The sequence below is a fragment of the Acidovorax sp. GW821-FHT09B03 genome (genome assembly GCF_059418305.1).
The window spans coordinates 1-21721 of record NZ_JBWKPP010000030.1; the positions used below are offsets into that span (position 1 = coordinate 1).

Annotated in this window: 19 protein-coding genes and 1 pseudogene; 6 read left to right on the plus strand and 14 right to left on the minus strand. The window is 68.3% G+C overall.

The genetic code is table 11. The annotated features are described in order from the left end of the window. Positions 1 to 114 precede the first annotated feature (114 nt). Positions 115 to 1998, plus strand: a complete 1884-nt coding sequence (locus tag AC07PA_RS31000) for a DNA/RNA non-specific endonuclease (RefSeq protein ID WP_494609604.1) — start codon at positions 115 to 117, stop codon at positions 1996 to 1998. Positions 1999 to 2051: 53 nt separating this feature from the next. On the opposite strand, the gene AC07PA_RS31005 is transcribed toward AC07PA_RS31000, so the two are convergent. After that, on the minus strand, positions 2052 to 3155 hold the full coding sequence (locus AC07PA_RS31005) for an alkene reductase (protein ID WP_494609603.1): 1104 nt from the start codon (positions 3153 to 3155) through the stop codon (positions 2052 to 2054). 123 nt (positions 3156 to 3278) lie between these two features. On the opposite strand from AC07PA_RS31005, the gene AC07PA_RS31010 reads away from it, so the two are divergent. Beyond that, positions 3279 to 4274, plus strand: coding sequence for a LysR family transcriptional regulator (locus AC07PA_RS31010; protein WP_494609602.1), 996 nt, complete (start codon positions 3279 to 3281; stop codon positions 4272 to 4274). Positions 4275 to 4310: 36 nt separating this feature from the next. On the opposite strand, the gene AC07PA_RS31015 is transcribed toward AC07PA_RS31010, so the two are convergent. From AC07PA_RS31015 to AC07PA_RS31045, 7 genes are all read right to left on the minus strand, one after another. After that, complete coding sequence (locus AC07PA_RS31015; RefSeq protein ID WP_494609601.1) at positions 4311 to 4685, minus strand: hypothetical protein; 375 nt, start codon at positions 4683 to 4685, stop codon at positions 4311 to 4313. Between the two features lie 242 nt (positions 4686 to 4927). Continuing rightward, on the minus strand, positions 4928 to 5347 hold the full coding sequence (locus AC07PA_RS31020) for a GFA family protein (RefSeq protein WP_494609600.1): 420 nt from the start codon (positions 5345 to 5347) through the stop codon (positions 4928 to 4930). 21 nt (positions 5348 to 5368) lie between these two features. After that, positions 5369 to 6532, minus strand: coding sequence for a diguanylate cyclase domain-containing protein (locus tag AC07PA_RS31025; RefSeq protein WP_494609599.1), 1164 nt, complete (start codon positions 6530 to 6532; stop codon positions 5369 to 5371). Between the two features lie 301 nt (positions 6533 to 6833). Continuing rightward, positions 6834 to 7265, minus strand: a complete 432-nt coding sequence (locus AC07PA_RS31030) for an energy transducer TonB (RefSeq protein WP_494609598.1) — start codon at positions 7263 to 7265, stop codon at positions 6834 to 6836. 141 nt (positions 7266 to 7406) lie between these two features. Continuing rightward, complete coding sequence (locus tag AC07PA_RS31035) at positions 7407 to 9284, minus strand: M14 family metallopeptidase (protein ID WP_494609597.1); 1878 nt, start codon at positions 9282 to 9284, stop codon at positions 7407 to 7409. 171 nt (positions 9285 to 9455) lie between these two features. Beyond that, positions 9456 to 10007, minus strand: coding sequence for a DUF4124 domain-containing protein (locus AC07PA_RS31040; RefSeq protein ID WP_494609596.1), 552 nt, complete (start codon positions 10005 to 10007; stop codon positions 9456 to 9458). A 100-nt stretch (positions 10008 to 10107) separates the two neighbouring features. Continuing rightward, entirely contained in the window at positions 10108 to 11178 is a 1071-nt protein-coding gene (locus tag AC07PA_RS31045) for an endonuclease/exonuclease/phosphatase family protein (RefSeq protein WP_494609595.1), read from the minus strand. A gap of 250 nt (positions 11179 to 11428) precedes the next feature. Between AC07PA_RS31045 and AC07PA_RS31050 the strand changes: the two genes are divergently transcribed. The 4 genes and pseudogenes from AC07PA_RS31050 (at position 11429) to AC07PA_RS31065 (ending at position 16636) form a co-directional block, all read left to right on the plus strand. After that, positions 11429 to 12466, plus strand: a complete 1038-nt coding sequence (locus AC07PA_RS31050; RefSeq protein WP_494609594.1) for a zinc-dependent alcohol dehydrogenase family protein — start codon at positions 11429 to 11431, stop codon at positions 12464 to 12466. A 5-nt stretch (positions 12467 to 12471) separates the two neighbouring features. Beyond that, a complete protein-coding gene (locus tag AC07PA_RS31055) occupies positions 12472 to 15288 on the plus strand; it encodes a cation-translocating P-type ATPase (RefSeq protein ID WP_494609593.1) in 2817 nt (938 codons plus the stop codon). A 178-nt stretch (positions 15289 to 15466) separates the two neighbouring features. Beyond that, positions 15467 to 15787: pseudogene (locus AC07PA_RS31060) on the plus strand (Crp/Fnr family transcriptional regulator); the annotation flags it as partial. A 147-nt stretch (positions 15788 to 15934) separates the two neighbouring features. Then, on the plus strand, positions 15935 to 16636 hold the full coding sequence (locus tag AC07PA_RS31065) for a Crp/Fnr family transcriptional regulator (RefSeq protein ID WP_494609592.1): 702 nt from the start codon (positions 15935 to 15937) through the stop codon (positions 16634 to 16636). Between the two features lie 46 nt (positions 16637 to 16682). On the opposite strand, the gene AC07PA_RS31070 is transcribed toward AC07PA_RS31065, so the two are convergent. The 6 genes from AC07PA_RS31070 to AC07PA_RS31095 form a co-directional block, all read right to left on the minus strand. After that, a complete protein-coding gene (locus tag AC07PA_RS31070; protein WP_494609591.1) occupies positions 16683 to 17309 on the minus strand; it encodes a BON domain-containing protein in 627 nt (208 codons plus the stop codon). A gap of 120 nt (positions 17310 to 17429) precedes the next feature. Further along, positions 17430 to 19094, minus strand: coding sequence for a DUF2142 domain-containing protein (locus AC07PA_RS31075; RefSeq protein WP_494655415.1), 1665 nt, complete (start codon positions 19092 to 19094; stop codon positions 17430 to 17432). Positions 19095 to 19306: 212 nt separating this feature from the next. Next, a complete protein-coding gene (locus tag AC07PA_RS31080; RefSeq protein ID WP_494609590.1) occupies positions 19307 to 19630 on the minus strand; it encodes a hypothetical protein in 324 nt (107 codons plus the stop codon). Positions 19631 to 19666: 36 nt separating this feature from the next. Further along, complete coding sequence (locus AC07PA_RS31085; protein ID WP_146187953.1) at positions 19667 to 20059, minus strand: hypothetical protein; 393 nt, start codon at positions 20057 to 20059, stop codon at positions 19667 to 19669. A 59-nt stretch (positions 20060 to 20118) separates the two neighbouring features. Next, positions 20119 to 20574, minus strand: a complete 456-nt coding sequence (locus AC07PA_RS31090) for a hypothetical protein (protein ID WP_494609589.1) — start codon at positions 20572 to 20574, stop codon at positions 20119 to 20121. A 28-nt stretch (positions 20575 to 20602) separates the two neighbouring features. Then, complete coding sequence (locus AC07PA_RS31095; protein WP_494609588.1) at positions 20603 to 21556, minus strand: alpha/beta fold hydrolase; 954 nt, start codon at positions 21554 to 21556, stop codon at positions 20603 to 20605. Positions 21557 to 21721: the final 165 nt, after the last annotated feature.

Genomic DNA, 21721 nt, shown 5'->3' on the forward strand with positions numbered 1-21721 from the left:
TGGACCGCCACCGCTGATTCGATCCTCGAAAAGTTGCATCGACTTTGCTCACGTATCAGCGGGACAGCACACTAGCACCAGTTCGCAGAATCCGGGCATCCGGAGGAGGTGACCATGGCACAGCAACCGTCTGCAGTCGAGCTGCGGGAATTTGTACGCACCAAAGGAGCCGCCTACCTGCGGCGCAATGGCGTGACTTCCGTGGGGGTCGGCTACAAGGTGACGAAGGGGGTCGTGACCAAGCAGGTCTCCATCCAGTTCACCGTCGCAGAGAAATTCGCGCCCTCCGTGCTCGAAGGCCTCTCCGAACCCGAGCTTCCGGAAAAGTTCCTCATAGGCGGCATCGAGGTCCCCAGCGATGTACTGGAACGCAAGTACTGCCTGGCCTACGAGCCCGTTGTCAGCACCACCGACGACCCGCGCAAACTGCGCCATGAGCGGGTCATGCCCGGCATCTCGGTGGGATCGGCGCAGCACACCGGAACGCTGGGTGCCATCGTCTATGACAACAAGGATGGCTCGCCCTGCGTGCTTTCCAACTGGCACGTTCTGCAGGGTAACGAGAACCAGCCTGGCGATCCGACCTACCAACCGGGGCCACGGGACGATGCGGAACTCGCGTCCAACCGCCTGGGTGCGCTGGTTCGCGGCTATGTGGGCGAAGCGGGTGACTTCGCCATCGCCAAAATCGATTCGCGCAAGTTCGTCCCTCAGCTGATCGGCACCAAACTGGCGCCAGCGCGGGTAGCGCGGGCCGAGCTGGATGACAAGGTCGTCAAGGTCGGCCGGACCACCGGCCTCACCTACGGCATCGTCTCGCGGGTAGATGTCATCACTGCAATCGACTACAAGGGATCGACCGGTGTCAGGAACATCGGTGGCTTCGAGATCAAACCCGATCCCCTGCGCCTCCCCAAAGGCGGCGAAATCAGTTCTGGCGGTGATTCCGGATCCGTCTGGCTCGCCATGGAAAAGGGAAAGCCGACCGACATCATGCTGGGTGTCCACTTCGCAGGAGAAGCGGGCGAGGAAGCCAGCGAGCACGCCTTGGCATGCTATGCCCATTCCACCTTGATGAAGCTCAATGCCAGTCTCTCGCCTCCGGCGAAGATCGAAGCCGCCGCTCGGGCCCGCCCTCTCGGCTTCGACGTCGACTTCCTGGGGCGAACCGTGCCACCACCCAAGCCCATTCCGAGCCACTTGAACGATGCCATCTACGATGGCAGCCATCCGCTGTTGCGGTACACCCATTTCTCCATCCTGATGTCGCGCTCCCGTAAGTTGGCCCGGTATGGCGCCTGGAACATCGACGGCAGCCGCATGGTCAAGCTGGGCAAGGCCAATCGCTCGGACACCTGGAAGTTTGATGGCCGTGCCGAGGGCTGTCAGCTTGGGTCCGAGCTCTATGACGCCACGGCGTTCGACAAGGGGCACATCTGCAAGCGCGAGGATCTGGTGTGGGGAACCATCGAGGAGGCGCGTGCCGCCAACAACGATTCGTTCACCTACACCAACTGCTCGCCCCAGCACGAGCTGTTCAACCGCGGCTCCAAGGCCGTTCCCAGTGTCTGGAAGGGACTGGAGGACGACATCATCGGGCAGGCTGCTCCGCGGGGCATTCGCCTGTCGATCTTTGCAGGGCCTGTGCTGCGAGAGAACGACAGGTTCTTCACCATTCCCGCCACCGAAGAGCGCGTCAGGATTCCGCGGGAATTCTGGAAGGTCGTGGTCTATGTGGACGACCAGACCGACAAGCTGGTCGCCTTGGGATTCGTGCTGACGCAGAGGACGCTCGTGGCCAACCTGGAGAGCCTGGACCTGTCGGACTATGCGGTTTACCAGCGGCCACTCTCCTACATCGAGTCCCAGGCAGGCCTGCAATTCGGCCTCTCCCATGCAGATCCGAAACGCGGATCGACACCGGAGGCTCTCGGCCCACTCTCCCCGGCTGTGGACGGAGAGGTACGGGTGGGTGCCGACATCGACATCGGACGGTAGCGGCCGAAACGCCGCGGGTGGGCGTTTTGGGGGCATGGCGGTGCGGAGTCAATTCAGGCCGCTTGCGCGGTGGTGAACTCGGTATAGCCCTCGGCCCCGCCGCCAAAGTAGCCCGCAGCTGGCGCATTGAACAGCGGCAGCCGGTGCTGCAGCCGCTCCACCAGGTCGGGGTTGCCGATGAAGTCGCGGCCAAAGGCCACCATGTCGGCGTGGCCCGAGTCCGTGGCGGCGACGGCGCGCTGGCGGTCGTAGCCGTTGTTGGCGATGTAGGCACCTCCATGGCCAAAGGCCGCGCGCAGTGCCTGGTTGTCGAAGCGGGTGGTGCTGCCATCCTCGGCATGCATCTGGCCTTCCACCACGTGCAGATAGGCCAGGCCCATGGCGCCAAGGCGCTGGGCCAGCCAGGCATGCGTTTCCATGGGCGTGCTGTCCAGGGGGGTATCGCCGATGGCGGTGGACAGCGGCGACAGGCGCAGGCCCACGCGGTCCGCACCCCACACGCCGGCCACGGCCTCTACCACCTCCAGCGTGAGCCGGGCCCGGTTCTCGATGGAGCCGCCGTAACGGTCCTCGCGCCGGTTGGTGCTGTCGCGCAGGAACTGCTCGAGCAGGTAGCCGTTGGCGGCATGCACCTCCACCCCGTCGAAGCCTGCGGCATGGGCGCGCAGCGCGGCCTGGCGGTAGTCCTCGACGATGGCGGCGATCTCGGGCAATTCCAGCGCGCGCGGCGTGCTGGGCGCCTCGAAGCCGGCTTCGGTGAACACGTTGCCGCCCGCCTGCAGGGCCGAGGGCGCCACGGGGGCGGCCCCGTTCTCCTGCAGGCTGGTGTGCGACATGCGGCCCACGTGCCACAGCTGCAGCACGATGCGGCCACCGGCCGAGTGCACAGCGTTGGTCACCTGCTTCCATCCCGTGACCTGGGTATCGGTGTAGATGCCGGGTGTGAAGGCGTAGCCGCGTGCCTGGCGCGAGATGTTGGTGGCCTCGGCGATCAGCAGGCCGGCGGATGCACGCTCGGCGTAGTAGCGCGCCGCCAGGGCCGATGGCACGCCGTCCGTGCCGGCGCGCGAGCGCGTCAGCGGGGCCATGGCGATGCGGTTCTTGACGTCGATGGCACCCAGGCGGGTGGGGGTCAACAGGGTTTCGGTGGCGGTCATGGTGGTTCCTTGCAGTGACAGTGGATGAAGACAAAGGGCTTGCACAGGACGAAGGATGCGCGCCGAGGTGCAATTCATCCAATTTATTTGCTGGATTCCAGATATACGTATAAAAGCATATCTATGCGCTACGATCTCAACCTGCTCCCCGTCTTCCTGACCCTGATGGAAGAGCGCAGCGTGACCCGCGCCGCCGAGCGCCTGGGCACCACGCAGCCCGCGCTGTCCAACGCGCTCGCGCGGCTGCGCACGCTGCTTCAGGACCCGTTGTTCATCCGCGAGCGCTACGGCATGCAGCCCACCGCGCGGGCCCTGGCCCTGGCGCCGCAGATCGCGCAGGCCCTGGGCGCGCTGGACGGCATCGTGCTGGGCCAGCAGGCCTTCGACCCCGCCAGCGCCGACCAGCTGGTGACCATTGCCGCCAACAGCTACATGGAGTTCGCGCTGCTGCCGGCCATCGTCGCGCGGCTGCGCGCGCAGGCCCCAGGCATCCGCTTGCGCCTGGTCCCGTTCGGCACCGACCTGGCCGAGACCGGCGTGGTCTCGGGCACCACGGCCCTGGTGCTGGGCCGCATCGTGGACCCACCGGACAACCTCATCGTGCAGCACCTGGGCGACGATGGCCTGGCCTGCGTGGTGCGCGCCGACCATCCGCAGGTCGGCGGCAGCCGCCTCACGAAAAAGCTCTACGAGCAGCTGCGCCACGTCAACGTGCTGCCACCGGGCAGGCTGCGCGCCGGCCTGTTCCAGGCGCTGGAGCGCCAGGGCCTGCAGCGCGACGTGGCCGTTTCGGTCACGCACTTCCTGGCCATACCGGAGATGGTGGCCATGACGGATTACTGCACCACGCTGCCGCGGCTGATATGCCGGCGCCTGGCGCACGATGCGCGGCTCAAGGTGCTGCCGGCACCCGTGGACCTGGGTACCTTTCCGCTGCACATGGGCTGGCACGTGCGCTACCGCGACGACCCCGCGCACCGTTGGCTGCGCACCCTGGTCGCGCAGGTGGCACAGGAGCTGGTGGGGGAAGGGGGGCCGGCTGGCGACCAGCCTGATGCGATGGATGCGGCGGCAAGGCCATCCGCGCCAGTGGCAGTGCGCCGGCGCCCCCGGCGCTGAACGTTCGCGCAGCCTTGCGAGGCCGCGAATCGGTTATTACTGCGACATGCGCTTGGACAGGAGCCGCATCGCAAACGGCAACAGGATCCCCAGCGTGATCATGATGAATCGCACCAGCGGCGGCTGGTTGCCCATGGCCCAGTGGCCGAACCAGGCGACGATGAAGGCGGTGTACGCATAGGTGCGCAGCACCTGCATCACATCGAGCGGCACCTCCTCGATGAACTCGTAGTTGGTGGTGCGCTTGAGGAAGGGCACGCCCTCGCTGCCCAGGTCGCGCAGCCGCACACTGCCCAGCGGAAAGATCGGCGCCACGATCTGGAACCACTTGGTGGTGACGAACGAGTCGTCCTGCTCGAACTTGCACTTGCCCAGGTAGGAGGTGCCTATGCCGTTGTAGGTATCAGGCATGGTGCACTCCTGGCTGTACGGCCCCGCTGCAATGCTGGCCGCAACCGGCCATGGCGCCTCGCGTCTTCATTGGTTTCCCCTTGTTGGATTTGATTTTGGATACCGCATTGCGCAGCTGCCGAATCAGCCAGGGTCTGCGGTGGCGGGATGGTGCCATGGGACGCGGGGGACCATCAACCCGGGGCGACAGGCGGAGCGTTGCCGGGAGCCAACGGCGCCGCGGCGGGCCGCCCAAAGGGCGTCTAGCTCTCTCGGGCTGCGCCGCCCCCATGCCATGCAGGTACCGCATCCCCATGGATGCTGCGCAGCGCCTTCTTCGGCACGAACGGCGTGTCCAGCGTGCCCAGCGAGAACGACATCCACGCCGCCGCATCGCCATGCGCGCTGTGCCAGGTGAGCGGCGAGCCGCACTCGGGGCAGAAGCTGCGCGTGACGCCGGGGGATGAGTCGCGGCGCTTCACCAGGTCTGCGCCGCGCGTGAAGGCAAAGCTGCCCACCGGCACATTGCCATAGGACCCGAAGGCTGCGCCATGCGCCTTTTGGCACATGCCGCAGTGGCAGTGCGATGGCGCCTTGATCTCGGCGCGGGCTTCGTAGCGGATGGCACCGCACAGGCAACTGCCCTGGTACAGCGGTGCGGTGGGGGTGTCTTCGTCGGCCATGGCGCGATTCTGCACCGTCCGCTATGCCCCCGCAGCGCCCGCCGCGTGGATCTGGTAGCCGTTCTTGCCCGAGCGCTTGATCTGGTACATGGCGCTGTCCGCGTACTCCAGGAGCTTGCCCAGCGTGTCGCCGTGCGCCGGGTACAGGCTGATCCCGATGCTGGCGCCCAGGGCAAAATTGCGCTCCTCCACGGTGATGGGCCGGATCAGTTCCGCGAGCAGCTTGCTGGCGATGTCGCCGGCCTGCTCGCCGCGTTCCAGCTGGGTGCAGATCACCACGAACTCGTCGCCGCCGATGCGCGCGCAGATGTCCGTGCTGCGGGTGCTCTTCTTGAGCCGACCGGCCACGGTGCGCAGCACCTCGTCACCCACGTGGTGGCCTGCGAGGTCGTTGATGGGCTTGAAGTTGTCCAGGTCGATGAAGATCACCGCGGCCGACTGGTGGGGCCGGTTGGCCAGCACCAGGGCCTTCTCGAACAGGGTGTTCATGTAGCGCTGGTTGTTCAGGCCGGTCAGCGGGTCCTGGAAGGCCATGTCCAGCGCGCTGGCCTCGGCCTGCACCAGGCGGCGCTGAAAATCCATCAGCACCGCCGCCAGCAGCGACAGGTACTGCGCCAGCACCAGCACCGTGCCCAGCAGAAAGCCCTGCACGCGCCAGCCCGGCAGGGCCTGGAAGATCACGAACGCCGACATCCAGTGCACCACCAGGGCCGCGCTCACCACCGCCGTCAGCAGCATCAGGTGGTGGGGCACCTCCTTGCGCTGCCGCAAGGCGGTCCAGGCCACAAAGCTGAGAAAACCCGCGTTGAACGCCGCCAGGCCGAAGCTGCGGGCCACCGGATCCACCTCCGACAGCCAGGCCAGCAGCACCCAGCATTCGGCGACCAGCAAGGCCCCCCAGAACCAGCGGTGGCGCACCTTGAGGCCCAGGAACTCGACCAGCCCGATGGCCAGCAGCGCCTTCTCCACCACCACCAGCGCGGCATAGACGAACACGGCCACGGCCAGGTCGGTGCCGCTCAGCAGCACGGAGTAGGCCAGGCGCGCCGCCAGGGCAAACGACATCGCAGCCGCCCACCAACCCGGCCCGGCCCGGGTTCTGGGGACCCTGCCCATCCACAGGAACAGGAGGGCAAAGACAAAGTAGATGGTGCAGCCGATGGTATGGACTATTTCGCTGGGCATGACGGCGCTCCATGGGCAGCGTGGTCATCGGCTTTCGCTCCCATGGCCACGCTGTGACTGCGCGTGGCCGATGGGCTGTTGTCGCCCCCAGCCCCGCTGCTCCCGCACAGTATGGGCGCACCTCGTGGGTGGCATGCCCCGGGTCAATCCCCTTGCAATCCGGGACGTTTTGTAACAACTCCCGGCCACTGCAGGGCCCTCAGGCCCGTGCCGGGCAAGAAGATGTTTCGCGCTGGGGTGGCCTGTCCCATGTGCCGGGCAGCGCTGCCGGATTGCAGACCCTTCGCCGGGCTGCTCAGGGCTATCGGGGGTGGCTTGTGTCCTCTGCCTGGCACCACGGTAGCCAGGTCGACGGGCATGGCAGTGCCATGGGGCTGTCGATGGCAAAGCGGATGGGAATCCGGGCCCAGGAGGCGCGTGCCACCCCGTCCATCCTGGCGGGGGTGAACTGGAACTGCTGGACCGATTGCAGGGCTGCCGCATCCAGTACCGGGTGCCCCGAACTCCTGTAGACCGTCACGCGACTGGCTGTGCCCGCGGCACTGATGTGCACGCTGAGCACGGCCGTGCCCTGCATGCCGGCGCGCAGGGCCTCGGGGGGATAGTCCGGCTTCTTCATGGCCGCATACCTGGCGGGTTCCTTGCGCAGAGGTGCCAGTGCGGGTTGCACCACACCGTACGACACCAGGGCCAGAAGCGGCCAGAGCCTGGCCGCCCTTGGAAACTTCGGCATCCGCAGAGTCATGGCCATCCCGTTCAGGGTTGCGTGGGGCCGCAGGTTGCGGCCGGTGGTGGCGTCCAGCGCCGCCAGGGCAAAGCCCGTGCCCTCGTGGGGCGGGGCCCCGGGTCCTCGCTTGTGTGCCGAAGGCCCTGGTCAATCCGTCTCGTCGAACACCAGCGACGGCGTGGACATCACGCGCACCGTTTGCGACAGGTCTTCCACCAGGCGGTTGGCAAAGTAGCTGTTCTGCGTGTCGGGCTCCAGCGCGGCCACGGCCAGGTGGGCCAGGGGCTGGTTCAGGGGCACGTAGTAGCTGCCGGCGGGCACGTCGATGGCGGCGCGCACCGGGGCCACCTGCACGCGCAGGATGTCGGCGCTGTCGCTGATGGTGCCCAGCACGTCGCGGCGCTCCGAGGTTTCGCGTGCCGTCTCGCGGTAGGTGTCGGCCAGCAGCGAACCGCCTTCGCCGATACGCAGCACCTGCAGGCCCAGCAGCTTCAGGCGCTCCACCACGGGAGCGGCCTGGCTGGCCACCCAGTAGCCGCAGGGGCGGGCGCGCGACTTCAGGGTGCGCAGGCTCAGCGAGGAATTCCAGTCCACGCGCACAGGGCGGTCCACGCCGGTCTCGGGGTCGATGAAGACCACCTCGCGCTGCGTGGGCGTGGGCCCGGCTTCGATGACCACGTTGTCGCGGCAGGCCTTGGCCGAGATGTCGCGCACCACAAAGCTGCGCACCTGCTCCAGGTTGGCGGCGCGCTCGGCCGTGGAGCGCAGCGCACTGGTGATGGCCGTGACCTGGGTGTGCACGCGGCGCTGGATGTGCAGCGCACCGATGCCCACGCCGCGCGTCTCGACCAGCAGGCTCACGGTGTTCTTCAGGCCGTGCACGTTGCGGCCGGTGTCGGGCTGCGTGCCGCCCATCGACAGGGTGCGGTCGTCCGCGCCCGTGGCATTGGTGTAGTACCACTCACTGGACAGGCCCTGCGCCTTGAGCGCCGCCACCATGGGCTGGTGGTACCACTCCTGCGAGGCCTTGGTCAGGAACTCGGGGTAGTTGGCCGTGGTGGTGTACTGCAGCAGCGCGTCGTAGCGCTGCACGGCGTTGAACTTTTCCTTGTAGCGGCCGGCCACGGTGTACTCGTGCGCGTCCACCACCAGGATCGGGCGGTAGTCGCGCACCAGGCGCGCGATGGCCTGGGCCTCGGGCGTCTTGAGCAGCAGGTGGTCACGGTTCATGTCGATGCCGTTGGCTGTGGCACGCGTGTCGGCCTGCGCGCCATCGGGGTTGGCGCGCGGCACGACGATCACGTTGATGCGTTCGAGCAGCGGCTCCAGCAGGCCCTGGCCCAGCTCGCGGGCGATGACCAGCAGCGCCTCGGCGCCGGCCGGCTCATTGCCGTGCTGCTGGCCGATGAGCACCACCGTAGGGCGCTTGCCGGCGTCCACGCTGGCCGGGTCGTCCCCCTGGGCGCGCGTGAGCAGCAGGCCCAGCAGCGGCTCGCCGCGTTGCGAGGTGCCCAGGCGCAGCACGCTGGCGCGCGAGGGGCTGCCCGCGGCGCCCTGGGCCACGGACTGCAGCCACTGCTCCAGCTCGGCATTGGTGGTGAAGGCGCGGCGGTCGGGCGCCAGGCCCGGCGTGCTGTAGCGCACCTGGGGCTCGGGGAAGCGGGCCATCACGGCCGGCCCATAGGGCGGGGTGGCCAGGGGCTCGTTGCGGGCCACCACCGGTGCCGTGGGCGGCAGCGGGGCGGCGATGACGCCCGTGGCGGCAGGTTGGGCGGCGGGTGCCTGCTGGGCCGCGCCCAGCGGCGCCGGCACCACCTTGCCCGGCTGTGCGCGCGGCACCGGGGCCGGGGCATTGGGGCGCGGCGCGGGGGCGCCTGGCGAGTTCCAGGGTGGCAGCGGCGTGCTGCTGCAGGCCGCCAGCAGCACGGCCACCAGGGCGGCCGCCGCCGTACGGACCGGCCAGCGGCTGGCGCGGGCGTCGGGTTGCTGGGGCGGTGTGGAGGTATGGGCTCTGGGCATGGTCATGTTGGTCTCGTCGCCCGCACGCAATCCGGGGCTTGGTCCGGCATCTTACTGGGGGGCTGGTTACGACTTGTGTCAGCCGGCACGCCGTGTTGCAAAGCCTGCGCTGGCGCGGCCTGTGGCAGCGCGATGCCCCTGGTGGCGCAGGGACTTCAGGCGCTGATCAGGCGCAGATCAGGTGCACAGCGTCTGGGCGCCCACGCGGGCGCAGCGCTTTCCGCTGGCCGGATCGACAAAGTCCGGCCCGCTCTTCATGTGCACGCCGCCCTTGTTGTCGTGGCACAGGCCGGCATCGCAGTAGATGAGGACCACGGGCGCGGACGCCGTCGCGGCAGGTGCCTTGCCGGCCACGGGCGGCGCGGGCGCACCAGCCGCCGGATCGGTGCCGCAGGCGGCCGCCACCCGCGTCTCCTGGGCCTGCACGCGGATGCGCTTTTCTTCGGGTGGCAGGGTGCGCAGGCCGGCGAGCTGGGCCAGCTCTTCCCTGGCCGTGCGGCAGGGAGCGGAGTTGGCCGTGCCGGCGCCCTGGGCACGGTTGCGCGCCTGCTCCCAGGCGACTTCCCGCACGGTGGGGTCGGGCAGTATCACCCCGCCGGTCTGGCTGCGGGTGCATGGCTGGTCGCTGTAGACCATCTTGCCATCGGGCTGCTTGCAGCGGTGTACCTGCGCGCCGGCGGACAGGGCGGCAAGGCCCAGGCAGGCAAGGGCGAGGGTTCTCCAACGCATCTGTCTTTTCCTCGAATTTTCCGGAAGGAATGTAGCACCAGCATGCGCCGGTGTGGGCAGGCAAATGGGTGATGCCGCGCCGTCGGTGGCGGGTGTGCTTTCAGCCCACCGGCTGCGGGGGGGCAGGCGCCGGCTGGGCCTGCTGCGGCCCCATCTGCAGCCTGAGCAGCGCGCGCACGAAACCGTGGTCCGAGCGCGTGCGGTCGCGGCCCTCGTGCAGGTGGTCGTTGAAGTAGTCCACGCGGCGCACGTCGCCCAGGCTGTTGCGCCCGCGGGGCAGGAACTCCTCGCTCACCAGGATCTGGTCCAGCACCGAAGGCGAGCCCTGGTGGATGTGGGAGAAGGCCACGTCCTTCTTGAGCGCCATCTCGCCCTGCAGGTCGTAGGCGTTGAACAGCGCCACGTCACGGGCCGAGCGGTCGTAGGCGATCTCGGTGGTGGCGCAGATCAGCTGCGTGGTCACGCTGTCGGGCGTGTCGTTGAAGTCGCCCATCACCACCAGCGGCACGCTGGTGCGCTGCAGCAGGTCGATCACCAGGCAGCGCAGGGCCATGGCCTCGGCGCCGCGCATCACCAGCGAGCGCAGCGAGGCCAGGGCGCCCACCTTGCGGTCGTCCTTGTCCTCCAGCGCATGGCCATTGGCGTCCTGCAGGAACTTGGGGCGCTTGGACTTGAGGTGCGCCGTGAGCACGTTCACCCGCTGCCCATGCTTCATGCGCAGCGTGGCCACAAGTGGCGGGCGCTCGAAGCGCGTGTGCAGGCCCAGCCCTGGCACGTCGACCTGGAAGGCCGGCGGAAACTGGGCGAACGACTGCAGCGCCTCCACCTTCAGCCGCGTGGCCAGGCCCACGCGCGGCGTGCCCTGGGCGCCATGGCGCGTGGCGTCGTTCTCGGCGCCCGGCACCGCCACGAAGTCGTAGCGCAGCCCGCTGTGCGCGATGGCCGCCTTCAGCGCCGCCTCGTCCCACACCTCCTGCACGGCCAGTACGTCGGCGTTGAGCGTGCGAAACCGGTGGCCCAGCCACTCCACCTTGCGCCCGTACTCGGCCTCGCTATAGGCATCCTGGTTGGGGTAGAACATGCGGCCTGGGTTGGCCAGGTTGAGCAGGTTGCAGGTGGCCACCATCAGCGTGTCCAGCGGGGAGGGCGTGTCGGCAGGGTTGGGGCGCATGGGGAGAGGGCAGCAGGGGAGGAAAAGGGAAGGAGGGCGATTGCCCAGGCGGTGTCTGCAAAGGGCCCATCCTAGCGGGCTTTGGTTGCAATGGCCTGCGCAATGGCGATGTGGGGCACGCTTGATCAGCATCAAAAGCCGGCCGAATAAAGCACGGCCCGTAGGGAATGTGTGCGCCAGCGCACTGACAGCCACCTGGATGGCGCAGACAGTGGATCGGCACCCTGACCACCCAAAAGGACTCCTTACCATGCTCGCCCTCGTGTACCACGGCCCCGGCCAGAAAAAGCTGGACGAACGCCCCAAGCCCACCATCCAGGACGCCACCGACGCCGTCGTGCGCATCACCCGCACCACCATCTGCGGCACCGACCTGCACATCCTCAAGGGCGACGTGCCGACCTGCCAGCCCGGCACCACCCTGGGCCACGAAGGCGTGGGCGTCATCGACTCGGTGGGCCCGGGCGTCACCACCTTCAAGCCCGGCGACCGGGTGCTCATCTCCTGCATCAGCGCCTGTGGGCGCTGCGAGAACTGCCGCAAGGGCATGTACTCGCACTGCAGCACCGGTGGCTGGGTGCTGGGCCACCGCATCGACGGAACCCAGGCCGAGTTTGTGCGCATCCCGCATGCCGACACCAGCCTGTATCCGATTCCCGACGGCGCGGATGAAGAAGCGCTGGTCATGCTCAGCGACATCCTGCCCACCGGCTTCGAGTGCGGCGTGCTCAACGGCAAGGTGCAGCCCGGCTCCACGGTGGCCATCGTCGGCGCCGGTCCCATCGGTCTGGCGGCACTGCTCACGGCGCAGCTGTATTCGCCCTCGGAGATCATCATGATCGACCTGGACGACAACCGCCTGGCCGTTGGCAAGCGCTTCGGCGCCACGGCCACGGTCAACAGCGCCGATGGCACCGCCGCCCGGCAGGTGATGGCGCTGACCGAGGGGCGGGGTGTGGACACGGCCATCGAGGCCGTCGGCATCCCGGCCACCTTCACGATGTGCGAGGACATCGTGGCGGCGGGTGGCACCATCGCCAATGTGGGCGTGCATGGCGTCAAGGCCGACCTGCACCTGGAGCGGCTGTGGTCGCACAACATCACCATCACGACGCGCCTGGTCGATACCGTGTCGATGCCCATGCTGCTCAAGACCGTGCATTCCCGGCGCATCGACGCCAAGCAGCTCATCACCCACCGCTTCCAGCTCGCGGACATCCTGCAGGCCTACGACACGTTTGGCCGGGCCGCGGAAACCAAGGCCTTGAAAGTGATCATCGAGGCGTAGCCCGCATGGTGCATGCACAGGGCTCTGGCGATCCCTCGACGCAAGGCGCCGAGGAGCTGGCGCGTCTGCTGGGTACCGACCTTGTCAACGGGCTCACGGCGCACGAAGCCGCGCGCAGGCTGGCGCAGGATGGCCCCAACGAACTCCGGGCCACCCCCCGCACCGCTGCCTGGCGCCGCCTGTTGTCGCAGTTTCAGGACCCCCTCATCTACCTGTTGCTGGGCGCAATCGTGGTGTCGCTGCTGGCATGGGTGTTCGAGGGCCTGCAGGGCTGGCCTGTGGACGCCATCGTCGTCGCGGCCATCGTCCTCCTCAACGGGGTGCTGGGCCATGTGCAGGAAGCCAAGGCGCACGACGCCGTGGCCGCGCTGGCACGCATGAGCGCACCCACGGCCTCCGTGGTGCGCGGCGGCCAGGTGCAGCGGGTGCCGAGCGCGCAGTTGGTCAAGGGCGACCTGCTGGTCCTGGCCGAGGGCGATGCCACACCCGCCGATGCCCGCCTGGTGCGCGCGGCCTCGCTGCGCATGCAGGAGAGCTCTCTCACCGGCGAGAGCGAGGCCGTGCCCAAGGACCCCGCGCCCCTGCCCAGCCCCGCAGCACTGGGCGACCAATTGAACATGGTGTTCAAGGGCACCTTTGTCGCGCAGGGGAGCGGCAGCGCGCTGGTCGTCGCCACCGGCATGGCCACGCAGATGGGCTCGATTGCCGGCATGCTCGCCGCCACGGTGGAGCAGCCCACGCCGCTGGAAAGGGAAATCGTCCACATCGGGCGCATGCTGGGCGTGGCCGTGCTGGCCATCGCCGCCGTGGTGGTGGGCACCATTTTGCTCATCTCCCGGCCCGACAGCATGGCCGAGGTCGTCGGCGTGCTGCTGCTGGGTGTGGCGCTGGCGGTGGCGGCCGTGCCCGAGGGGCTGCCCGCCATCCTCTCGGTGGTGCTGGCCCTGGGGGTGCAGCGCATGGCCAGGCACCACGCCATCATCAAGAACCAGTCGTCGGTGGAGACGCTGGGCGCCACCTCGGTCATCTGCACCGACAAGACCGGCACGCTCACGCGCGCGGAGATGACCGTGGTGCGCATCGTGACCGCCTCGGGCACCACGGCCGTCACGGGCGTGGGCTATGCCCCCGAAGGGAAGGTGCTATCGGCCGGCACGCCCTTGCAGCCGGGCCTGCTGCATGCCGAGCAGGTGGTGCTGCTCAGTGGCGGTAGCCTGGCGGGCAACGCATCGTTGCAGCAGGCCGACAACGGCGCCTGGCAAGTCCACGGCGACCCCACCGAGGCCGCGTTCCTGGTGGCCGAGCACAAACTGGGCCTCACCGCGCGGCGCAAGCAGCGGTTCGAGCGCATTGCGGAGCACCCTTTCACCTCCGAGCGCAAGCGCATGTCCACCATCGAGCGCGACCGAGAGCACGGCGGCGAGCGGGTGCTCATCTGCAAGGGCGCGCCCGATGTGCTGCTGGGCCTGTGCACGCACGCCCGGGTGGGGATGGATGTGGTGGCGCTGGACGACCGCCTGCGCGCGAAGATCCTGGCCGATGTGGACGCACTCTCGGGCGACGCCCTGCGCACGCTGGCGGTGGCGTACCGCCCCTTGGCCGCGCACGAGGACCTGCAGGCGCAGGATGCGCTGGAGCGCGACCTCGTCTTCGTGGGCACGGCGGGCATCATCGACCCCCCGCGCGAAGAGGCAGCGGTGGCGATCCGCGAGGCAGGGCGGGCCGGCATCCGGGTCATCATGATCACCGGCGATCACCCGCGGACGGCGGCACGCATCGCGGCCGACCTGGGGCTGGTGCCGCCCGGTGCCACAGCGCTCACCGGGGCCGAGCTCGATGCGCTGGACGGCGCGGCCTTCGCCGAGGCGGTGCGCCACACCTGGATCTTCGCCCGCGTGGCGCCCGCGCACAAGCTGCGCATCGTGGCCGCCCTGCAGGCCGACGGCCACATCGTCGCGATGACCGGGGACGGCATGAACGACGCCCCCGCGCTCAAGGCCGCCGACATCGGCGTGGCCATGGGCGTGACCGGCACCGAGGTGGCCAAGGGCGCGGCCCGCATGGTCCTGGCCGACGACAACTTCGCCACCATCATCGAAGCCGTGCGCGAGGGGCGCGGCATCTTCGACAACATCCGCAAGTTCTTGCGCTACCTGCTGTCGTCCAACATGGGCGAGGTGCTGACCGTGTTCCTGGGTGTGGTGGGGGCCGGTGTCATCGGCCTGGCGGTCCCCGGCGGCGCGCTGGTGCTGCCGCTGCTGGCCACGCAGATCCTGTGGCTGAACCTGATCACCGACTCCTGGCCCGCGCTGGCGATGGGCATGGACCCGGCCAGCGACGACGCCATGGCGCGCAAGCCCCGCCATCCGGGCGAGCGGGTGATCGACGCCGCCATGTGGTGGGGCGTGGTACAGGTCGGCGTTGTCGTGGCCGTGGCCACCCTGATCACCATGGACATGTACCTGCCGGGCGGCCTGATCGAGGGCGGGCGCGACCTGGCCAACGCACGCACGGCGGGCTTCACCGTGCTGGTCTTCGCCCACCTGTTCAACTGCTTCAACGCCCGCTCCGAGACCACCAGCGCGTTCGCCAACCTGGCCACCAACCCCTGGCTGTGGGGCGCAGTGGCCCTGTCCGCCCTGCTGCAGGTGGCAGTGGTGCACCTGGAGGTCTTGAACCTGGCCTTCGGCACCGCACCGCTGTCGCTAGGCCAGTGGCTGGTGTGTGCCGCGATGGGCAGCACCGTGCTTTGGTTCAGCGAGTTGCGCAAGCTGCTCACAAGGTGGAGCCCGCGAACGCCACGGCACTGGCATCCACGATGATCCCCATCATCCGAGCGTGCTCCTAGCGGTGCATACTCCGGGCATCAACGTGGTCGGCATGACCATGTTGCTGCAGTTCCTCGTGGTGAGCTTCGGCTTCATCCTGCCCGTCAACGCACCGCAGAGCATGGTTGCCCGAGGCACCGGTACTTTTGATGCCTGCGACTTCGTGCGCACCACCCAGATGGCGCAGACGGCGGTGTGCAACCGCCACCATACGCTGGACCAGCAACTGTGCCGCTGGCTGCTGCTGAGCCTGGACCGCCTGCAGGGCAACCAGCTGGTGATGACGCAGGAGCTGATCGCCAACATGCTCGGTGTGCGGCGCGAGGGCGTGACAGAAGCGGCGCTCAAGCTGCAAAAGGCCGCGTTGATCAGCTATGCGCGCGGCCGCATCAGCGTGCTGGACCGCCCGGGGCTCGAAGCACGCACCTGCGAGTGCTATGGAGTGGTCAAGCGGGAATATGACCGGCTGCTGCCGGGGACCATTGCCACCTAGAGCCGGCGCCTATGTGTGCTGCCAGACAGTCAGCCGCTGCCGCTGCTCCCACACTGGCGCTCCGCCCCACCGTCCGAAGAACAGGCTTGGAGATGGGCAGACGGTGCCTGGCTTTCCAGGTGCCGCATGACACGAGTACCAAAGGCCATGGCACCCACCGAAAACCAACTCCTGGAACGGCTTCCGCCGGCTGCGCGCGCGAAGCTGCTGGACCAGTGCGAGCCCTTCGAGCTCACCCTGTCGGCCGAACTGAGCGCGCCCGGCAGCCCCTTGAGTCACGCCTATTTTCCACGCGGGGGCTTTGTCTCGCTGGTGGTGGGCGTGGACAGGCACCCCTCGCTGGAGGTGGGCATGGTGGGGCGCGAGGCCATGCTGGGGGCCGAACTCATTCTGGGCGCCGCCAGCACCCCCTGGCGGGCGCTGGTGCAGGGTGCCGGCGCCAGCTGGCGCATTGGCGCGGCTGCGTTGCGCGCGGAGACTGCCACCAACCCCGCACTGCTGCGGCTGCTGCAGTGCAGCGTGCTGGTGCGGCTGCACCAGCAGGCCACCGCCTCCGCGTGCGAGCGGTACCACACCATCCGCCCGCGCCTGGCGCGCTGGTTGCTGATGAGCCAGGACCGTGCAGGCAGGGATCGCTTTCACGTCACCCAGGAGTTTCTGGCCCTGATGCTGGGCGTGCGCCGCGTGGGGGTCACGGTGGCTGCCAGCGAGCTGCAGGACAGCGGCCTGATCTCCTACCGCCGGGGCGAGATGACCGTGCTGGACCGCCAGGGCATGCAGGCCCAGGCCTGCAGCTGCTATGCAGCCGACAAGGCCATCTATACCGAGCTGATGGGTGTGGCTGCATGAAAGCCGCTGGAGCGCAGCCCCTGCCGGGTCAGCGCTTGATCAGCAGCTAGTCATGCACGGATGCGATGCCCAGAACCCCGTAGAGCATGGCCCGGCTGCGGGTGGCGAAACTGGCGCCGTTGCCCGAGAGGCCATTGGCTTGCATTACCAGGGTGTCGGCTTCATCCACGCCATCTGCCACAGGGCGCTGCAGGAGTGTGGGCTGCTCCCCGTCGGGGCTCGGCATGCGAATGAGCGTTCCGCTGCGCATGAAGCTGGCCCGAGCCGCGCCGACATCGACCGTTTGGCTCTGTTCCGCATCAAGCGCTGGGGCTTGAGCGCGCGTGAACAGAATGCTTTCGACCCGGACGACGCCCGGCACATTCGTCACGACGAACAGCGCCAGTTCGACCTGCGTCGGGTCGTCTGCGGGCCCGCTGAGCAGCACAGCGCCCTTGATCACATCGACGGCCATGCGGGTGCTGCCAATCACCGGCGAAAGCAGCAGAGCCGCCTCGATGCGAGCGCTGAGCACGCTGTCGTCCAGCGTGGCCTCGACAGCGGCAAGGCGGTCGGTCGGCAACAGCGCCACGCCATCGCCCCATTGGCACCCCGGCACGGCCACCAGAAGGAACACCCCGACCATGGCGCCGGCCAGGCAGACACCCACACGCACAGCGGTGGTATTCAACATGGCAAGGGCCCTCGGAGCAGCGGTTGCCAGCGGCAACCATGGGGCCAGTGTCACCCTTGCGCAGGCCGGCGTCCGTTCGCGAGCGCACGCAGCGCAGATGGGCGCCGGCGCTGGCCCGCGTCAGAATGCTGCCAGCTGGTAGCGGCCATACAGCGTCACTCCCAGCACGAGGAGAAAGTACGCCGCCATCGCGCCGGTGACCCCGAACTCGGTGGCCTGCTGAACAGGGGTGCGCTGGTGCTCCAGCGGCCCGATCGCCAGAGCGAACAGCAGCGCCGGTATGATGAAGTAGCGCCCCTGCAAGCCCGAGATGGCGGTAGCCGGGTAATCGTTCCAGGTGACCGACAGCGCAAAGAAGACCAGCAGCGTGCTGGTGATGGCGCAGGCCGTCAGCACGGCGCGCAGCAGGGTGTACTGCCGCTCCTCGCGCTGCGCGTAGGCCGTGGCCAGCAGTGCCAGGGCAGCCAGCACGGCCCAGATGCCGCGGATCGCCGGCTTGGGGATGAAGGCGTCGAGCCAGCCCAGGATGCCGACGAACGAGTCGGCCAGGAAGGTCCCCTTGTCCGGGTCCGCCAGCGTGCTGCCGACCAGGCCCAGGAAATACAGCGGGTCCCCCAGGTAGATCTGCACGATCTGCAGCGTGGTGTGCGAACGCACGACCCGCCCATCCGTCGTGGTCAGCAGCACGAATAGCGTCCAGCCCAGGCTGGCCGCGCACAGCAGCACGAAAGCGCCGAGCCGGGCCCGCGAGAAGCGCTGGCACAGCAGCAACAGCGGGATCGCCAGCAGGGGCAGCAGGTTGGTGCGCGAGGTGACGAGCACGAAGGTGAAGCCCGCAATGGCGGCAAACCGCCAGCGGCAGGGCGGTGCGGTGCCGCCCTTGCTCGGGGCCTGGTACTCCACAATGGTCAGCCCCGCGAGCACCAGCATCATGGCAATGCACAGGCCATCGATGGTCGGCGACAGGATCTGGAAGGCCGACATCGGCATCAGCACCAGGGCGCGCACCAGCAGGTTGGGCGGCAGCAGCTGCCATGCCCAGGCCAGCAGGGCCAGCACCGTGAACGTCACCAGGGCGCGCGTGAAGTCGTAGCTGGCCCGCATCGACCAGTCCAGGTGGCGCGAGATGGCCAGGCCGACGGCGTGCGGCAGGTAGATCAGCGGTATGTAGTAGGCCGAGCCGGCAACGTCCACGAACTGCCTGCTGTTCGCCCACCTGTGCTGCGATGCCTGGTCCATGAGCCAGGCGGCAGAAACATCCTGTCTGTCGGGCCCCGCGATCTTGAGCATCCACTGCGCGAATTGCACCAGGTGCTGGTCTGCATAACCGCCGCTATAACCTTTGGCGTCCGGGGCGGGCTTTTGCAGCAGCAAATGGCCATTGCCGATCATGTCGGCTCGGAACAGGTGAACGACTTCGTCCGGTGACTGAAAGGCGGGAATCAACCGCGCCATTCCAACGGCCAGAAGAAATGCGAGACACAGTAATCCGATTTGCAAGGGGAGCCGCATTCCGCCTCGCATCGGCACTGCTGGCTCAGCACGCAGCGGCGCACTTGCCGCGGTACTGCCAGGCCTTGTGGCCAGCGTTGGTGGGTCGGCCCCGAGGGTGGCTTGCATTCGAATATCGTTCTGCACTGTTGGGTTTATGCTTTTTGTATTTCGAGAGATTCCGGCGGCGCCTGGAGAGAGTTTGTGCCTTTGAATCGGCCAAGGCCAGCCTCGCCTCCATGGCCATGGAAGAAAAAAACCGGGCTGCGAAAATTCAGGGCGATGGATATCCATCGCCGGGCGCGATCAGCAATTGAAAATGGCGGAAACGGCATCCGGACCGGGGTGCACCCGAAAATCGAAAGGTGAACCATTGTGGCGCGAGCCCGGGTTCATGGGCGGTGATTCCCGTCACGTCCCGGTGGCGCTTGCTTGAGGCAGGGGCGCCATCCCATTCTAGCTGCGGCTGGGCAGCGCATGCCCGCGCGCGTTCGTTGTTCAGTCCGTCACTCCGTCAATGCCACGCCGTGCAGCGACTGCTGCGTGACCTTGGCATAGGCCAGCACCGCGATGAGCTTGTGCAGCAGGGTGCGGTCGTCGCTCTCCAGGGGGTGGGCCAGGAGCGGCACCAGGTGCGAGAGCGCCTGCTCGACCTCCTGCGTCGAAAACGTCTGGTCCTCGTAGAGGCCGAAGATGCGGTGCAGGAAGAACGAGTCGGCATGCGCGAGCAGGCGCAGGATCGCCGGCAGCTCATGGTGGTCGATGCTGCCGACATGGTGGGCCGGGTTGCGGATCTGGGGGCCGTTGCCGGCGATGAAGTCGAGTGCCATGGGCTGCTGGGGGTGTGCGTTGCGCGTTGGAACAGCTCAGGCGACCGCGGCCTTGCCTGCGTGGTAGGTGGCCAGGGCCGAGGCGATGGCAGAGGGCCAGTAGAACAGCGCGATGGCGATGACCGTCGCGACCCAGCCCAGGTAGATGCACCAGAAATGGCACCGCCCCTTCGAGCTCGCCTGGCGCCAGGTCATCACCGACAGTAGCAGCAACTGGGCCGGCAGCACCGTCAGCAGGATGTAGTGCACCCGCAGCGTGGGCGACACCTCGGAATCGGTGAAGGCGTAGGCCAGGAAGGAGCCTGCGCTTTGCAGGAAGGGCACGCCGGAGGAGGCATCGGGCGACAGCAGCATGAACCAGACGCCCAGTGGTAGCGCAGCGCTGAAGGCGAACTCCAGGCTGGCGATGCGCAGTTCGGACAGCTTCATTTTGGGGGCGGGGCGGTTGGGTTCCAACGGTGGGGCAGGCTGGGGTGTGTGCATGTCGGTCAACCTGCAAAAGCCACCGGGGGCGCAGCCGGCAGACGCGGCTGCACTTTGGGCAGCAGCCAGGTCAGCAGCGGCAGCACGCAGAGCCACTTGATGAAGTCCACCGCGGTGGAGGCCAGCATCCGCGGCGGCCAGGAGGGCAGGTAGAAGAACAGCAGCCACAGGTTGGGCAGCACCAGGGCTGCGATGCTGAGCCCGAAGGCCAGCGCCACGGGCCGGCGCAGCGCAAGCAGGCGCAGCGCCAGCGCAAAGGGCAGCGCCCCCGCGAGCACGCCGATGCCCTGCGCCACATGCAGCCATGTGATCGCGGACAGGGTCCGGGACAGCGGTGGCATCCACCAGCCGGGCTGCGGCATCCACAGGGCGGTCACGGCCAGCGCCGTGGCAGCGTTGTACGCCAGTGCCGCGGCCACGAAGGCCAGGCTGCACAGGAGAGGGGTCTTCCAGCGGTGCATGGTGCTCACTCCCATGGTGGACAAGGATTCAGGCCGCGCAGGCCTGCGCCACGGTGCGCACGGCCCGCTGGTCCAGGACCAGGCCGATATGGCTGGTGCCGGGCACCACGGCCACGGGCACGGGCCGGCCGGCCTGGGCGAACAGGGGGGCATAGCGGTCGGCGTGGAACACCTCGTCGTCCTGCCCGGCCACAATGGACAGCGCCCTGCGGGCCTGGCGGATATCGCCCAGGTAGTTCCCCCGGGGCCGGAAGTTCATCGCCACGGTGTACGAATAGCTGGGCGTGAGGTGGGGGCGCGAGGCCTCGTCCAGCGCAAAGCGCAGCACCACCAGATGGTTCCACCAGCGGATGCCCAGCTGGTTGAGCAGGCGCAGCGCCAGCAGGCGCGGCAGGCCGACCGATGCCCAGCCCCCCACGTCGGGCCGCGCGGTGGGCGCATTCTGGTGCAGAAAGGGCGCCAGTAGCACATAGCGCTCGAACAGGCCTTGCCGGGCGCTGCCGGCAAAGCGCAGCGCAAAGCCGCCGCCCGCGGAGAAACCCATCAGCGTCTGCGGCCCCGCATGGGGCACTGCGCGCAGGAAATCCTCCAGGTCATCCTCCATCTGCCCCAGGTAGGACGCCTGCCCGCGCGCGCCGGAATCCCCGTGCCCGCGCATGTCCAGGGCCGCGACCTCGTACCCCGCAGCGGCCAGCGCCTGGGCCAGCACATGCATGGAGCGCGCGCGCGACGAGGAGCCATGCACCAGCACCACACGCTGGCGCGGCGCGGCGGGCGATCCCGTCGGCGCATACGCATGCCAGGCCAGCCGCGTGCCATCGCGCGCCGCATAGCGCTGCACCGGGGGCAGGCCGCTGAAGTCAACGCCCTCGAAGGGGCTGTTCACGCTGGCCAGCGGCTCGATGTCCCGCGGCCCGCCCCAGGCGATGGCCGCGGCCAGGCCCGCGAGCGCGGCGATCAGCAGGACGGCGAGGAGGGTCATTGGCAGGCACGGGAAAGTGAATGTGGGCGCCATTGTGGCGAGATTCCCCGCGCTCGGGCAGCACTCAAATGGGTGATACGCCGGGCGTGCCGGGCCGCTTTGCAGGGCCCGCTTGCTGTCGGTTCTCTCCTACAGCGATAAATTTACAAAGGGCTACACTCATTT

What these genes read in the sequence shown, in the direction of transcription:
- AC07PA_RS31080 (WP_494609590.1), bottom strand. Translation starts at nt 19,630, where the DNA reads ATGGCACTCGACTTCATCGCCGGCAACGGCCCCCAGATCCGCAACCCG.
- AC07PA_RS31030 (WP_494609598.1), bottom strand. Translation starts at nt 7,265, where the DNA reads ATGCCGAAGTTTCCAAGGGCGGCCAGGCTCTGGCCGCTTCTGGCCCTG.
- AC07PA_RS31065 (WP_494609592.1), top strand. Translation starts at nt 15,935, where the DNA reads ATGGCACCCACCGAAAACCAACTCCTGGAACGGCTTCCGCCGGCTGCG.
- AC07PA_RS31020 (WP_494609600.1), bottom strand. Translation starts at nt 5,347, where the DNA reads ATGGCCGACGAAGACACCCCCACCGCACCGCTGTACCAGGGCAGTTGC.
- AC07PA_RS31015 (WP_494609601.1), bottom strand. Translation starts at nt 4,685, where the DNA reads ATGCCTGATACCTACAACGGCATAGGCACCTCCTACCTGGGCAAGTGC.
- AC07PA_RS31055 (WP_494609593.1), top strand. Translation starts at nt 12,472, where the DNA reads ATGGTGCATGCACAGGGCTCTGGCGATCCCTCGACGCAAGGCGCCGAG.
- AC07PA_RS31035 (WP_494609597.1), bottom strand. Translation starts at nt 9,284, where the DNA reads ATGACCATGCCCAGAGCCCATACCTCCACACCGCCCCAGCAACCCGAC.
- AC07PA_RS31085 (WP_146187953.1), bottom strand. Translation starts at nt 20,059, where the DNA reads ATGAAGCTGTCCGAACTGCGCATCGCCAGCCTGGAGTTCGCCTTCAGC.
- AC07PA_RS31075 (WP_494655415.1), bottom strand. Translation starts at nt 19,094, where the DNA reads ATGGATATCCATCGCCCTGAATTTTCGCAGCCCGGTTTTTTTCTTCCA.
- AC07PA_RS31000 (WP_494609604.1), top strand. Translation starts at nt 115, where the DNA reads ATGGCACAGCAACCGTCTGCAGTCGAGCTGCGGGAATTTGTACGCACC.
- AC07PA_RS31040 (WP_494609596.1), bottom strand. Translation starts at nt 10,007, where the DNA reads ATGCGTTGGAGAACCCTCGCCCTTGCCTGCCTGGGCCTTGCCGCCCTG.
- AC07PA_RS31050 (WP_494609594.1), top strand. Translation starts at nt 11,429, where the DNA reads ATGCTCGCCCTCGTGTACCACGGCCCCGGCCAGAAAAAGCTGGACGAA.
- AC07PA_RS31005 (WP_494609603.1), bottom strand. Translation starts at nt 3,155, where the DNA reads ATGACCGCCACCGAAACCCTGTTGACCCCCACCCGCCTGGGTGCCATC.
- AC07PA_RS31070 (WP_494609591.1), bottom strand. Translation starts at nt 17,309, where the DNA reads ATGTTGAATACCACCGCTGTGCGTGTGGGTGTCTGCCTGGCCGGCGCC.
- AC07PA_RS31045 (WP_494609595.1), bottom strand. Translation starts at nt 11,178, where the DNA reads ATGCGCCCCAACCCTGCCGACACGCCCTCCCCGCTGGACACGCTGATG.
- AC07PA_RS31010 (WP_494609602.1), top strand. Translation starts at nt 3,279, where the DNA reads ATGCGCTACGATCTCAACCTGCTCCCCGTCTTCCTGACCCTGATGGAA.
- AC07PA_RS31025 (WP_494609599.1), bottom strand. Translation starts at nt 6,532, where the DNA reads ATGCCCAGCGAAATAGTCCATACCATCGGCTGCACCATCTACTTTGTC.
- AC07PA_RS31090 (WP_494609589.1), bottom strand. Translation starts at nt 20,574, where the DNA reads ATGCACCGCTGGAAGACCCCTCTCCTGTGCAGCCTGGCCTTCGTGGCC.
- AC07PA_RS31095 (WP_494609588.1), bottom strand. Translation starts at nt 21,556, where the DNA reads ATGACCCTCCTCGCCGTCCTGCTGATCGCCGCGCTCGCGGGCCTGGCC.